Here is a 309-nt window from a genome sequence, read left to right as displayed (position 1 = left end):
ATGCAGGTATTTGGTTACAACGATGCACCCGAAGGCCATGCCGACGTTATTTTCGACAATGTGCGTGTGCCCAAGGCCAATATAATTCTCGGTGAAGGGCGGGGTTTCGAAATCGCTCAGGGGCGCCTGGGTCCGGGCCGGATTCACCACTGCATGCGTATGATCGGCGCGGCTCAGGAGGCGTTTGAGATGATGTGCAAGCGGGTAAACCAGCGTGAAGTGTTCGGTGCGCCCATGAGCAAGCAGGGCTCGGTGCGCGAAGATATCGCCAAATCTTACTGCGAGATTGAGCAGGCACGGTTGCTGACG

The 309-nt window shown here is 57.0% G+C and carries 1 protein-coding gene; it reads left to right on the top strand.

Translation table 11 applies throughout. From position 1 onward, the window contains the following. A partial coding sequence (locus tag F8C76_RS19710; protein ID WP_283016262.1) for an acyl-CoA dehydrogenase family protein occupies positions 1-309 on the top strand: 309 nt, incomplete at both ends.

This window comes from Flagellimonas olearia (assembly GCF_009184425.1).
Classification (GTDB): Bacteria; Bacteroidota; Bacteroidia; order Flavobacteriales; family Flavobacteriaceae; genus Flagellimonas; species Flagellimonas olearia.
Note: the sequence above shows the minus strand (reverse complement) of the source record. Positions and strands in the feature narration are given on the sequence as shown.